The organism is Halorientalis pallida (assembly GCF_049605515.1).
GTDB classification, from domain to species: Archaea; Halobacteriota; Halobacteria; order Halobacteriales; family Haloarculaceae; genus Halorientalis; species Halorientalis pallida_A.
This window is the reverse complement of record NZ_CP187158.1, coordinates 1144179-1156122: the sequence shown is the minus strand read 5'-3', so window position 1 is coordinate 1156122 and position 11944 is coordinate 1144179. Positions and strand designations below refer to the sequence as shown.

The window sequence follows — 11944 nt, the reverse complement described above, 5'->3', positions numbered from 1 at the left end:
GTAACTGCGCGCGGATTCACCGGGTTACTGCGGTGTGAGCTACGGATTTAACGCCCCGTGGTGATCTGTCGAGCGTGACCCGAGTCGATCTGCTCGAACTGGACGAGATCCCCGAGGAGTACCACTACCTGTTCACCGAGGACTACCTGGGCGACCGCCACATCTTCCGCGCCTGGGCGCACAACCCCGAGGTGCTGGAGGCGACCCTGGAGTACCTGAACACGCTGTACGACCAGCTGACGCCCCGGACGAAGGAACTGGTGATCCTGACGGTGGCGTGGGCCCGCGGGGCACGCTACGAGTGGCACCAGCACGTCGACATCGCTCGCGACAAGGGCGTCACGACCGAGGAGATGCGGGCCATCGGCGGCGGCGACTTCTCCGGATTCGACGACGCGGAGTTCGTCCTCCTCCAGTACGCCCAGGCCGTCGCGGAGGGCGAGGTGACCGACCAGATTCATCGGGCGCTGACGACCCACTACACGGACGCCGAGATCGTCGCGGTCGGCCTGCTGGTGGATTTCTACGTCGGCCTGTGTAACTACGTGGCGTCGGTGGACCTGCCCTTCGAGGGCGGAGAGTTCGTCGGCTGGACGCCCACGGACGAGACCGTCGACGAGCTGTTCGCATGAAGCGGACGCTCGGGACCGCGCTGGTCGCAGTCGGATTGGTTGTCACCGTGGGGACGGCCCTCGGGTCGACGGGTGGCGGATCGGCGGTCCCGGGTGGGTTTCCAGTAGACCGGTTCCTCACCCACTGGTGGGTGTTCCCGGCCTCCATCGCGTTCTCGACGGTCGCGCTGGCCTCCGGCGTCTCCGGCGCGCTCTTTTTCAGTCCGTTCTTCATGCTCGGAGTCGGGCTCACACCATCCCAGGCCATCGGTGCCGGCCTGCTGACCGAGGTGTTCGGCATGGGGAACGGCCTGCGATCCTACGTCAAACAGCAGGTCGTCGACTTCCGGACGGCGAAGTGGCTGCTGGCCGGCGCGGTTCCGGCCGTCGTCGTCGGCGCCTTCGCCGCACACTTCGTCGACCCGCAGATCCTGAAGGGCATCTTCGGCGTCGGACTGGTCGGACTCGGTGCATTCCTGGTCTACTACGACCCCCCGGAGGAGTGTGTGCCCGGCGAGTGCGAGGGCGAGTTCCTGCAGGAGAAGAACTCGGGCCGTGGAACGACGACCATCGAGGCGGCCGACGGCGAGACGTTCACCTACGACACCTGCTGGCGGCCCCCGGGCGTGGCGCTGTCGACGGTCGGTGCGTTCGTCACCGGCCTCATCAGCGCCGGCCTGCCCGAGATCGTCACGACCCAGCTGATCGTCCGCTGTCGGATTCCGCCCCGCGTGGCCGTCGCAACGAGCGTGTTCGTCCTCGCGATTGCGGCGGGTGCGGGCGCACTCGTCCACGCACTCACCGCGACGCCCGTCTGGTACGTCGTCGCCTGGTCGATCCCCGGCGTCCTGATCGGCGGGACCGTCGGCACCCGCGTCGGGAAGTACGTGCCGAGTGACCTGATGGAGGTCGGCCTCGGGGTCGTCTTCGGCCTCGTCGGTCTGCTGATCCTCCTTACCGAGTTCGTGATCGCCTGACTGGTCGTGCGCGACGCCGACGAGCCGGGTTTCCCCGGCGTAACCGGCTTTCCTCTAATTCAGCAGACAATTATTACCGCTGACAGTCAGTAGGTTACTAGAGGTAACCCAGTTCCGGGTAACGCCTCGATCAAAGAGACCATGGCTGACCCAACGATACTCAACGGACTGGCAGGCGGACTGATTGCGACCATCGTCATGACGGTGTTCATGATGGCACTGGGCGACGACTCGCCGCCACCGACGGCGGCGCTGTGGTCGAAATACGTCGGCGACGGGCCGCCCGAGGAGTACATGCCACAGGGGATGGCCTTACACATGCTGTACGGCATCGGGGCTGGTGTGGCGTTCGCCGTCGCGTTTCCGTTGCTCGGCGTGAGTCTCACGCTCGCGACGGCGGTCGGGCTCGGACTCGTCTACGGGATCGTCCTGACCGTCGTCGGGATGGTGCTGTGGATGCGGATCGTCCTGGCGATGGAGCCCCACCGAAGACGATGGGGCTATTTTTCTTCTTCCACCTGGTCTACGGTGGCGTCCTCGGCGCGTGGCTCTCGCTGGGCCTCGTCTGATAGACCGTCGACACTCCCCCGTTCGTAGTCACCCAGCCGATCCGCGACGGTCGTCTGCTCACCGTCGTCACTCGACGGTGCGACGAACGTGAGTTCCCCGTCGCGGTACTCGGCCAGCGTGAGCCGCGGAAAGACGATTCCCGTGACGGTCGCTCCGGTCAGTATCGACTTCGTGTCCCGTTTCTCGAAGCCGACGAGGTCTCGGCCGGTCTCCTCGGCCCACGTCTGAAACGCGTCGTGCCGGTCGAGGAGGAACTCTCCGGGGTCCGTCTCGGCCGTCGCCGCGCGTGGACAGACACACTCCCCACAGAGGACGACCTCGAATCCCCGGATTCGGCCCGCCTCGTCGAGCCCTCGCAGCCGCTGGACGATACGGTCCTGTTGTTCCCGACCCGTACTGGGTGCCAGTGAGCGACAGAGGAGTTCGATCCGCGGTGACTGCCGCGCCATCACTATCCAGCCTCGGCGGAACCGTGGTCCACACCCGTCAGCTGTCGTCGCCGATACATATCACACGATATACGAAGGCCCCTCTTGAGAATGGCTGAGGTCGAGGTAACAGGGTGAGGAGAAGGTACACAAGAAGTTTTAGAAGACGATACTAACACACAGGCTACACGCGACTCCTCGCCAGTCACCGATCAATGACCCCCTCACCATACCGCCTGCTCGAATTCGTCGCCGGGACCTACGACGACCTCGAACGACCGCTGACGCCGGCCGACGCTGCGACCCGGTTCGGGATGACACGCGAGCAAGCCGACGAGTGTTTCGACCGACTCGTCGAGTGTGAGCTTCTCACGAGGGTCGACGACGGGTATCGGCCGACGATCACGGCCAGAGAACTGCTGGAACTGAATATCGACGACGAGTTCGTGGTCGTGGACGCGAGTCTCGACGAGTGTGATTCGGACTAGCACTAGGTTTTAATCTCTCGCATTCGATTCCCAGTACGAGACGGCTACTCGGGTGGCCAAGTCCGGATCATGACCGACGACGATACTACTGTGAACGAACCGGCCGGGGAAAGCGACCTCCGGGACCGCCAGTACGGTATCTACCAGTGTAACGACTGCGAGAACGTCGTCCTGACGTTGCAGGACTGTGACGGCGGCATGACCTGTCACGGACAGGTGATGGAGCGGGTTACGGACGTGAACATCGACATCCAGCCACCGGACGTGAAACAGGTGTTGCTCGACGCGTTCGGCCTCCCGAAGCCCGGTCTGGACATCTGTCTCTGCGTGATCGGTGAAGGACCGATGCCACCCGCGGACGTGGCCGAGCATCTGGACTACGACGAGACGACCGTTCGTCGCTATCTCAACCGCCTGGTCGATATCGGCCTGCTGGAGAAGTCTCAGTTGAACCGTGAAGGCGGGGGCTTCGTCAACGTGTATCACTCCATCGACGTGACGGAGATGCGCAGGGACACGCTGATCGGCTTCTACGCCTGGGCGGGCGAAGCCGCGGCACTCATCGAGGAGGCCAACCTCACCAAAGAGGAGTACCTCGACGAGGACTACTCCGAGGGACTCAACGACGTCTTCTGGGAGAAATTCGAGAGCGAATCGTGAGGCCGCCGGCGGTCGCTGGCTGATTCTGGTATAAATATTTACTGGGGACGCGAACTACTGGCACGCGTCCGGGCCGTCTTGAATACGGTCTCGGTCGTCGGATGAGGCACGATGAGTTCGGAATCCAGACTCGACCGGACCGGCGACGCTCGGGGGCCTTCGGGCCCGCTGTTTACCGGCGTCGAGGAGACGCTGCTGTCGATGCAGGAGATCATCGGCCGGAAGTGGCAACCGATCATCGTCTACCACCTGCTCGACGACGGGCCACTGGGCTTTAGCGCGCTCAAAGACCGCGTCGACGACATCTCCTCGAAGATGCTCTCGGAGAGTCTCGACGATCTGGAGGCGGCGGGCCTGGTCGACAGACGCCTCCTCAGCGACAAGCCGGTCCGTGTCGAATACGAACTCACCGAGGCCGGCCGTTCCCTCGAACCGCTCATCACCGAGATGGTCAACTGGGGGGCCGAACACGACGTGACCGCCGACGAATCCGAAACGGCGGGGCAATCCGAGATACTCGTGGAGGGCGAGTAGATGCCCCACCACGATCTCCTGGTGATCGGTGGCGGCACCGGCAACAACGTCGCGGCGGCCGGGGCCGACGCCGGACTCGACACCGCGCTGATCGAACCGGGACCGCTCGGCGGCACCTGTCTCAACCGCGGCTGTAACCCCTCGAAGATGCTGATCCAGGCCGCGACCGCCGCCAATCACGTCCGTGATGCCGAGACGTTCCATCTCGACGCCTCACTCGACGGCGTGGACTTCGCGGGGATCGTCGACGACATGGACGAGACGCTGTCGGCGCTGGCCGAGGGCATGGAAGCCAGCTACCGCGAGAAAGACGCCCTCACGATCTACGACGACTACGCGGAGTTCGTCGACGAGCGCACGCTCGACGTCGACGGAACGGAGGTCAGCGCCGACAAGGTGGTCGTCGCGGCGGGGAGTCGACCGCTCGTCCCACCTATCGACGGACTGGACGACGTGGAGTATCTGACCAGCCAGGACGCGCTGTACCTGCGCGAGCAGCCCGATTCGCTGGTCATCCTCGGCGGCGGCTACATCGCCGTCGAACTCGGCTACTTCTTCGAGTCGCTGGGCACCGACGTGACCATCGTCGAGATGATGGACTCACTCGTCCCTCGCGAGGACCCGGACGTGGCCGAGACGTTCACGGAGATCGCGAGCCAGCGCCACGACGTGTACACCGGCCACCGCGTCACGGCCGTCGAGTCCGACGGCGAGATGGTCAGGGCCCACGCCGAGACCGAAGCCGGCGGTGAGGTTTCGGTGACCGGCGACGAACTGCTCGTGGCCCTCGGCCGTCGACCCAACACCGACACCCTGGCTGTCGAGGCTGCCGGGATCGAGACAGACGACAACGGGTTCGTCGCCACGAACGACCGTTTGGAAACCTCCGCCGAGAATGTCTGGGCGCAGGGCGACATCGCCGACAATGCGATGTTCAAACACTCGGGCGACTACGAGACGCAGGTTACCATCGAGAACGTCCTCCACGGGGGCGACGCGACCGCCGACTTCACCGCGATGCCCCACGCCATCTTCACCGAACCGCAGATGGCCGGCGTCGGCGAGACCGAGGCGGAACTAGAGGAGGCCGGGGCGGAGTACGTCGTCGGCCGCGCGGACCTGCCGGACACGCCGATGGGTCGCGCGAAGAAACTCGACGAGGGATTCGTGAAGGTGCTGGCGGCCCCGGACGGCGAGATCCTGGGCTGTCACGCCCTGGGCTACGAGGCCTCGACGATGATCCACGAGGTCGTCGTCGCGATGCGTGCCGGGTCCGGGCAGGTCTCGGATATCACCGAGACGATCCACGCCCATCCGACGCTGAACAAGGTCGTCGAGTACGCCTTCGACGACGTACCGCTGTGATCGTTCACCGCTCAGGCGGGACCGAGACAGGACCGAACCGACCGACAGGAACTGAGTCGCCTGTGCTAGAGACGACCCGGATCAGTCGCCGAAGTTCTCCTCGTACTTCTCCGGATGTTCCTCCTTGGCGTGTACTCTCAGTTCGATGAACTCACGAATCTCCGCGGAACTGTACTCCAACTCTAGATCGTCGACAGTCATTCGTACTGACCTCGTTTCTCGTCGTCTCCATTCACATCAACCGACTGGGAGCATCACCCGTTGGTCACCAGTCGCTCGACGCTCTCGACACAGACCGCGTCGGAGAGTCGCTCACGCAGGTCCTCGAGGGACGCGTCGCTCTCGACGGTGACGGCGAACGTCACCAGGGTCGCGGTGAACCGCGGTTCGAGGCCGCGGAGGCCGTCGACAGTCACACTGCGGACGCCCGCTATCCGGCCGAGTCGCCGCTCTGCATCCGTTGCCAGGTCGGCCCCGGCGCTGTCGGGGATCCGGACGGCGATGATCCCCGTCGCAGTCGTCCTTCGCGTCGATTCCGTGTCGGTGTCTGTAATCGTCATGCTTCGGAGAGTGCTGATCGGATACGCCAGTCGCGTCGGCAGGCTACTGGCCCGCCGTCGGTCGGTGGACAGCCACTCGAGTGGGCAGTCACTGGCAATGCGTGAACGGACCGAAAATAGCCACAGAACCGTGAACGCCGCTCTCGGCGTCTGGAACTGTGGTGTCCGGGTTCCCGGCCCCCGACGGGTAGTCCGTGTGTGGGGGCCGGTTGTCCGGACTTAGACGTGGCCTGCGCCACGTGCAGTGAGTGCGGCGTCTACCGCCGCCCGACCGGGCGCGACGGCGAGTGACAGCCAGGGAGAATCGTGGACACCGCTCGCGCTCGGGCCGAACGAGCGTCCTCCGTCCGATCTGGCTGTGTGCATGGATTGCCACCTCTGGGGCACGCCGTCGTGACTGCCCGCGTTCACTTCCAGAATACCGATAGTGGGTATTAAATTTAGTTAGGGTGTGTGAGTCACACCCACCGCGTTCGACAACCGATCCCGAGGCTACGGTTACGTGTCTCGCGCGGTCTCGAAGGTGTCAGCACGACCCACTGCGTAGCCACACACGTCACTCGTGGATCGATTCCGACAGAAGTGCTCCGACAGGGATTTGAACCCTGGTCATTGCCGTGAGAGGGCAATATGATTGGCCGGACTACACCATCGGAGCGCACCGGCTTCGGGCGTCCCGCACGCCCTCGGCGCGTCTACTCCACGGTAACCGCGAGTTGTGTTTAACAGTTCCGTTTTCGGACCACCGTGGTCCGGTGTACCAACCGGTCTCTGCCACTGGAAACCAGGGACGACGGGGACGACAGCCTGCGCTTGGGTACCACGTTGCTACTGACTCCACCGGACCGTGGTCCGGATCGGGCCGGTATGCGAAGTGAACGCGAAAGCGGCCGGTAACGGGGTGGATGTGTCCGGCCCGTGTCGGGGGCCAGTTCGTCGCCAAGTGCCGACTGGTCGGCCGCTTTCCCGCGAAAATACTCACACTGGACACTCACGTAGGGATGCAGGTGGTTGTGGCGTGGGACGGCCGAGTGAGGATCGGCCAGTAGAGGGGGTCGGCGACTCCTGGGGGCGGACCGGCACCGTCGAGCGGCGGGACTCCCGGCGGGGCGGTGGAGCCTGTGACGCCGCGTGGCCGACGAGGCAACCACGAAAGGGAACACCATGTACGACAAATCACTACTGGCAAAGAGTACCGGCGTCTCGCTGGGCGTGATCGCGATCATCGGCCTGCTCTTTCTGAGTACCGGAACGGGACTGGCCGTCCCGGTCGCCGGCATCGGCGGGTTCACAATCGAGGCCGACAGTATCGAGGGTGACGATCTGATCCTCTATCCCGACGTTGTCGAACGGGAGCAGGGATCGGACGCCCCGCAGGCGATCATCGAACTCCAGGCCAACCGTATCGAGGGCCTGCGACTCGTCAAGACCGTCGACCTCGGTGACGTGTCCGTGGACACCCTCGACGGCACCGTCCGCATCCTGATCGAGTCCGGCGGGACCGTCGAGACCGACCAGATCCTCATCCAGTCGCCGGGACTGAACGCGAGCGAGGGAACGTTCAACGGCCTCCAGATGCGTGGGTCCGACTCCGACGACCTGACAGAGACGTTCCAGATCTCGGCCCCCTCCGAACCGGTCGAGGGGAAGACGGTGGACCTCGACGGCGGTGAGAACCCCGGGATCGAACTCACCGATCCCGAGATTCACGCGACCTACCTCGCGACCAACCAGATCACGCTCCCGGAGCTGGAACTGCGCGTGCAGTACGACTCCGACGACGACGGCGAGTACGAGTTCGGATAGCGCGCGTCCACGTCAGCCTGCGCCGTCGGTCCCGCTCACTCGTCGTCGAACGGCGAGCCGGCGGCGTCCGGCTCGTGGCCTTTGAGACTGATGATGTTCTCGCGCCCGACCCGCAACTTGCTGATGTGTTCTTCGTCTTCCATGTCCGAGAGGAGCATACTGACCTTCGACTTCGACCAGCCGGTCTCGTCGACGATGTTTGCCTGTTTCATCCGCCCGCCGTTGTCCTCGAGCAGCGAGAGGACTCGATCCTCGTCGGTCAGCAACTCCTCGTCCGGGATCGGTGACTCCTCGTCCGGTTCGCCCGCGGCCTGTTGCTCGGGTTCCGTCTCCGCCGCGGCGCCGCCGGCCGGGCCGTCCGTGTCGTCGGTCTCGGTCGTCGTCGACCCGAACATCCCGGTCCGCCAGGCGATGCCCGCGCCGGCACCGACGGCGACGACCAGCACGCCGACGAGGACGATGGGGAGGAGGCCACCGCCGTCGTTGGACACCTGATCGGGGTTGCCCGTGGTGGTCGCTACACCGCCGCCGTTACCGAGCGCGTCGGGCTCGCCGCTCGTGAACACGACCTGTGGGTTGTCGTCGGCGAACGACTGCGGGCCGGCCCAGCTGACCGACGCCGTCTCCCCGCCGGTCGTGCTGTCCGGTTCGGGGGCGGTCCGGTCCGTCACCAGGGAGAGGTCGGGACCGGCCTGGAAGACGAGTTGCTGACTCTCTCCGACGTAGAACTCGCCCTGGAACACGTCGCCGACGGTCACGCTGTCGCCGGCCACCTGCGCGAAGTTCGTCCACAGGAACGACATCTCGACGACGCCGCTGTTGCCCTGCGGGTTCAGCCCGGCCGTCCGGGTGAACTTCGTGGCGGTCATGTTCCGACCGGTCGCGTCACTGCCGGCGGCGGTCAGCCCTGCCGCGCTGTCCTGGAAGTTCGTCCAGAGGTCGGTCTCCTCCGTACGGAACCGCTCGGCGTAGTCCTGAAACTGCGCGCGTTCGCTGTCGTTCAGTGGCCCGCCGGTGAAGTGCTTGAACGTCCACCGTGCGGAGCCGTTCGCGTACACCGTGACGACGAATCGCGTCGACTCGAACTGCTGTGGCGTCGCGAGCGCTCGCCCGTCGCCGGCCTGTGCCGATGGGCCGTCGACGGCGGCCGCCCCACTGCCCCCCAGAGGAGCGGCGACCACGCTCTGTCCGAGGGCGACCCCGGCCAGCAGGAGACAGACGAAAGCGAGCGAGAGCGGACGAGACATCTAGTGGGAGAAAGAACCCCCGGACTCCATAAAAACACTGTGTCTGACCCACGTTCGTCGATGCCGACAGGTCAAGTACCCTATCGCCTTCTGGCGGTTAGTCGGTCACGAGTGGGCGTCGGCTGGTCGTCGCCCGCTCTCAGGGTGCCAGCCGGTTCTTCCGGTTTTTCATGTGTTCGTCGTAGTACTCGAAGGTGATCGGACACCACTCGGCCGCCAGGTCGAGGACGCTCTCGGTCAGTTCCCGAATTTCCCACTGGGCATCGGCGGCCGCTCGCATGTCCGCCACGTGCATGAGCATCCGGACGTTCATCGACATGACCATGTTGACCTCGGTGCCGATGGGCAGCACGAACCGGGCGTCCTCGGGGGGCATCCCGAGATCGAGCAGTTCCTGATAGGACTCGACGGCGTCGGCGACGGCCTCCTGGAAGACTTCCTCGCGCTTCTCTGCCGTCTCCTCGCCCACCGCGCCGCTCTTTTGATTGCGCCCTACCCAGTCGGGATCGGTCGCCGACGGCGGAGTGACGACCATCTCCCCCTCGCGCACGTCGTCGGGGTCGACTTCGTCGAAGGAGACGTAGCGCATCGACTGGATGTCGAACGAGACGTGCCTGTGACGGGTGATCTGGGCCATACAGGAGCGGCTGATCCCCTTCACTGCGAAGGTGGCCTGTGGATGCTCGAACGGGCCGAAGTGGCCGTGATCGAGCAGGTGGCCGATCAGCGTCTCCTGTTTGTCTGCGAGCGAATCGCCGTCGATGGACGCCATGACATCGTCGAACGGTGTCTCGCCGACGAACTCCGCCATGTAGTCGTTGCGGGCCGCTTTGCAGACGAGTTCCTCAGGGTCCTCGGTGGCTTCGAGTAGGCGGACCTCCATACCCTCACGCCGGAGCGGAGAATGATAAAGTCACCTTTCGATCACTCGACCCACCCCGTCGGCGGATTGAAACCGGCCGCGGTCGAAGAACCGACATGGCCTACCAGAAAGCCTCGACCGACGACGTGGAATCGGTGATCGACGACGAGTACGGCGGCATGTGGTTCCTGAAGGAAGCCCTCGACACCGACGAGGTGGGCGTGACCGTGATGCGCCTGGAACCCGGTTCGAAGGGCAAACCCCACGACCACAGCGAGGACGGCCAGGAGGAAGTCTACTGCGTGGTCGAGGGTGAGGTCGTCGTCGAGTTCGACGGCGAGACGGTGACGCTCGGCGAGAACGAGGCCGTGCGGATCGATCCGGACCAGCGCCGCCAGATCCGAAACGAGAGCGACGACCTGGCGCGGCTGGTGCTGGTCGGCGCGCCGATCTAGAGCGACTGCCAGTCCGTGGGGCCGTCGGTCAGCCCCATGACGCGTGCCTCGCGGCCGGCGTCGCCGTCGCGGACTTCGATCAGGCCGTCGAAGGCCTGTTTGATGACCTGGAGCGTCTGGTCGTCGTGGGCACCGCTGTCGATGGTGAACACGCCGATGTAGCCCGCGGCGTCCAGCCGCGAGGAGAGGACGTGACAGAACTTGAACACGGTCTCGCGGTTCGTGTAGGTGAGCATCGTCGACAGCGAGATCAGGGCCATCCGCCCCTCCTCTGCGCCCGCGCCGTGGAGCGCTTCCAGACACTTCGTGATCCCGATCCCGATGCCGGTCAGGTCTCCAGGTGAGGAGACCTTGTGAACGTACAGGCCGGGCGGGGTGTCGCCGTCGGCGAGGCCGCCGCCGGACCCTTCCGCCCGGCAGTCGACGACGCCCAACTGGAGGTTGGAGACGCCGGCGACGCGGTCGCGGTAGTCCTCGACGATGGTCTCGGCGCTGTCGCTCGTCGAGACGACCAGCGCGCCGTCGCCGTTCCGCGAGCCCTCGGCCAGAATCTCCATCGCGAGGCTCTCTTTGCCCGTCATCGCCGGGCCAGCGATCAGGACGCTGGTCCCCGGGCGGACCTCCGACACTGCCTCAGTTTCCAGAACAGATGATAGGTCGTACATTACGTGTCCTCACTCCCGCCGATCTGCTGAATCGCCGTGATGAAGTCGGCGTCGTCCTCGACGCCGCCCATCGTCTGTGAGAGTTCCTCCTGCAGCTCGGCGATCCGGTTCTGTAGCTGTGCGTATTCGTCGCTCTCTGCGAGTTCTGCGCCACTCTTTGCCGTTTCGAGCGTGGCCTGCTTCTCGACCAGTGCGTAGTACTTCTGGAGCAGGCGGTCGTAGGTCGATCGTTCGAGGAGTTTCTCGACGGTCTCGATGAGTTCCTCGCTCCTGATCGGTTTGCTGAGATAGGCGTCGAACCCCATCTCCAGAATGTCGAAGTCGGGTTCGACGGCCGTCACCATCGCCACCCGACAGCCCAACTCCCGCTCCCGAATGCGTTCGAGCACCTCGTCGCCCGACAGTCCGGGCATCATCCGGTCGAGCAGAACCACGTCTACCTCCTCGTCGAGTTTGTCGAGCCCCTCGTCACCGTCCCCCGCGATCCGCACCTCGTAGTCGTCGGCGAGCCAGAGGTTGTAGGTCTCGGCGACGTCGGGCTCGTCCTCGACGATGAGCACGACAGGTGCTGCTGAATCAGTCATCTGCGCTCTTGTACGCTTTTACCATTCCTCATACATAGCCCTGTGGGTCGATACTCGCGCCTGATACCGATCCACGGGTCTCCTCACACGGATCAACCGCCTGTCAGGTCGTGTCAGTCTGAAGCGACACGC

15 protein-coding genes and 1 tRNA gene are annotated in these 11944 nt (G+C 64.8%); 9 read left to right on the top strand and 7 right to left on the bottom strand.

Going from position 1 to position 11944, the window contains the following annotated elements:
* The first annotated feature begins 74 nt into the window (after positions 1-74).
* The 3 genes from ACOZ4N_RS07655 (at position 75) to ACOZ4N_RS07645 (ending at position 2185) form a co-directional block, all read left to right on the top strand.
* On the top strand, positions 75-632 hold the full coding sequence (locus ACOZ4N_RS07655) for a carboxymuconolactone decarboxylase family protein (protein ID WP_424019337.1): 558 nt from the start codon (positions 75-77) through the stop codon (positions 630-632).
* Positions 629-1588, top strand: a complete 960-nt coding sequence (locus tag ACOZ4N_RS07650) for a sulfite exporter TauE/SafE family protein (protein ID WP_424019336.1) — start codon at positions 629-631, stop codon at positions 1586-1588. Before ACOZ4N_RS07655 ends, ACOZ4N_RS07650 begins: the two co-directional genes overlap by 4 nt.
* 141 nt (positions 1589-1729) lie before the next feature.
* Entirely contained in the window at positions 1730-2185 is a 456-nt protein-coding gene (locus tag ACOZ4N_RS07645) for a hypothetical protein (RefSeq protein WP_424019335.1), read from the top strand.
* On the opposite strand, the gene ACOZ4N_RS07640 is transcribed toward ACOZ4N_RS07645, so the two are convergent.
* Positions 2089-2607: an HTH domain-containing protein gene (locus tag ACOZ4N_RS07640; protein WP_424019334.1), complete on the bottom strand. Its 519-nt coding sequence runs from the start codon at positions 2605-2607 to the stop codon at positions 2089-2091. The genes ACOZ4N_RS07645 and ACOZ4N_RS07640 overlap by 97 nt on opposite strands.
* A gap of 194 nt (positions 2608-2801) precedes the next feature.
* On the opposite strand from ACOZ4N_RS07640, the gene ACOZ4N_RS07635 reads away from it, so the two are divergent.
* The 4 genes from ACOZ4N_RS07635 to ACOZ4N_RS07620 all read left to right on the top strand — a co-directional run bounded on the left by ACOZ4N_RS07635 (position 2802) and on the right by ACOZ4N_RS07620 (position 5633).
* The gene (locus tag ACOZ4N_RS07635) at positions 2802-3074 is read left to right on the top strand and encodes a MarR family transcriptional regulator (RefSeq protein WP_424019333.1); all 273 of its coding nucleotides are present in this window, start codon (positions 2802-2804) and stop codon (positions 3072-3074) included.
* 69 nt (positions 3075-3143) lie between these two features.
* Entirely contained in the window at positions 3144-3734 is a 591-nt protein-coding gene (locus ACOZ4N_RS07630) for a helix-turn-helix domain-containing protein (RefSeq protein ID WP_424019332.1), read from the top strand.
* Between the two features lie 111 nt (positions 3735-3845).
* Entirely contained in the window at positions 3846-4268 is a 423-nt protein-coding gene (locus tag ACOZ4N_RS07625) for a winged helix-turn-helix transcriptional regulator (RefSeq protein WP_424019331.1), read from the top strand.
* Entirely contained in the window at positions 4269-5633 is a 1365-nt protein-coding gene (locus ACOZ4N_RS07620) for a dihydrolipoyl dehydrogenase (protein WP_424019330.1), read from the top strand. It abuts the gene before it with no gap.
* A gap of 254 nt (positions 5634-5887) precedes the next feature.
* On the opposite strand, the gene ACOZ4N_RS07615 is transcribed toward ACOZ4N_RS07620, so the two are convergent.
* Together ACOZ4N_RS07615 and ACOZ4N_RS07610 are read right to left on the bottom strand one after the other, a co-directional pair.
* Positions 5888-6193, bottom strand: coding sequence for a hypothetical protein (locus ACOZ4N_RS07615; RefSeq protein ID WP_424019329.1), 306 nt, complete (start codon positions 6191-6193; stop codon positions 5888-5890).
* A 583-nt stretch (positions 6194-6776) separates the two neighbouring features.
* A tRNA-Glu gene (locus tag ACOZ4N_RS07610) sits at positions 6777-6851 on the bottom strand.
* A gap of 473 nt (positions 6852-7324) precedes the next feature.
* Here ACOZ4N_RS07610 and ACOZ4N_RS07605 point away from each other — a divergent pair.
* Positions 7325-7999, top strand: coding sequence for a DUF6230 family protein (locus ACOZ4N_RS07605; protein ID WP_424019328.1), 675 nt, complete (start codon positions 7325-7327; stop codon positions 7997-7999).
* A gap of 35 nt (positions 8000-8034) precedes the next feature.
* Here ACOZ4N_RS07605 and ACOZ4N_RS07600 read toward each other — a convergent pair whose 3' ends face one another.
* Both ACOZ4N_RS07600 and thyX read right to left on the bottom strand, forming a co-directional pair.
* Positions 8035-9246 (bottom strand): helix-turn-helix transcriptional regulator, encoded by a 1212-nt coding sequence (locus ACOZ4N_RS07600; RefSeq protein WP_424019327.1) that lies wholly within the window; start codon positions 9244-9246, stop codon positions 8035-8037.
* Between the two features lie 139 nt (positions 9247-9385).
* Positions 9386-10129, bottom strand: a complete 744-nt coding sequence (gene thyX, locus ACOZ4N_RS07595; protein WP_424019326.1) for an FAD-dependent thymidylate synthase — start codon at positions 10127-10129, stop codon at positions 9386-9388.
* A 95-nt stretch (positions 10130-10224) separates the two neighbouring features.
* Between thyX and ACOZ4N_RS07590 the strand changes: the two genes are divergently transcribed.
* A complete protein-coding gene (locus tag ACOZ4N_RS07590; protein ID WP_424019325.1) occupies positions 10225-10563 on the top strand; it encodes a cupin domain-containing protein in 339 nt (112 codons plus the stop codon).
* Here the strand turns inward: ACOZ4N_RS07590 and ACOZ4N_RS07585 are convergent.
* Positions 10560-11228 carry an RAD55 family ATPase gene (locus ACOZ4N_RS07585; protein WP_424019324.1) on the bottom strand — a complete coding sequence of 223 codons (669 nt, stop codon included), beginning with the start codon at positions 11226-11228 and terminating at the stop codon, positions 10560-10562. The two genes, ACOZ4N_RS07590 and ACOZ4N_RS07585, sit on opposite strands and share 4 nt — an antisense overlap.
* Positions 11228-11812, bottom strand: a complete 585-nt coding sequence (locus ACOZ4N_RS07580; RefSeq protein ID WP_424019323.1) for a HalX domain-containing protein — start codon at positions 11810-11812, stop codon at positions 11228-11230. Before ACOZ4N_RS07580 ends, ACOZ4N_RS07585 begins: the two co-directional genes overlap by 1 nt.
* Positions 11813-11944: the final 132 nt, after the last annotated feature.